This is a genomic window from Vibrio sp. 10N.222.48.A3, assembly GCF_041475345.1.
In the GTDB taxonomy this organism is placed as follows: Bacteria; Pseudomonadota; Gammaproteobacteria; order Enterobacterales; family Vibrionaceae; genus Vibrio; species Vibrio tasmaniensis_A.
In genome coordinates, this window is sequence record NZ_JBFRVX010001201.1 from 1 (window position 1) to 560 (window position 560).

The window sequence follows — 560 nt, forward strand, 5'->3', positions numbered from 1 at the left end:
GTGTAACCATCTGATTTTATGAACTTATTATCGATATAAACATCAATACGAAGCAACATGATTTGATTTTAGCCGTATCGCTTTATATTTACACAATCAGTATGCCCTTAGCCAAACACAACAAGGTGGCAGGTAGGGAAACTGCTCAATCAAAACAAAGCTGAGGCGTTAAAGCGTAAAGATGAACTCGAAAGTGAGAAGCATCAGGCGAGGGTACGGCGATTACAAAATGGTGAAGAGCAGGCCAGTAGCCTTGATGATATCAGCATTCGAGAGCGGGGGGTCAAAGACGAATTCATTCTCTTAGTGGTGTTTGTGCCGCTCATCCTATCGTTTATCCCTAATTACGCCCCTTATGTTGAGCAAGGCTTTAACGCGTTGCAGCGTATCCCCAGTCCGTATTGGTTTGTGGTGGGTGCTGTCGTAGTTGATACGCTCGGAGTGCGTGCGATGGTGCGTTATCTCCTCGAGTTTTATGTCTCGCGCTGGAAGGGCAAATGATGGGTTTTCTCGACACACTGATTATTGCGTTCATGACCGGCGGAGTCTCAAGCCTTGGC

1 protein-coding gene is annotated in these 560 nt (G+C 46.2%); it reads left to right on the forward strand.

Going from position 1 to position 560, the window contains the following annotated elements:
• Positions 1-141: 141 nt before the first annotated feature.
• On the forward strand, positions 142-501 hold the full coding sequence (locus AB4653_RS25020; protein WP_102257885.1) for a hypothetical protein: 360 nt from the start codon (positions 142-144) through the stop codon (positions 499-501).
• Positions 502-560: the final 59 nt, after the last annotated feature.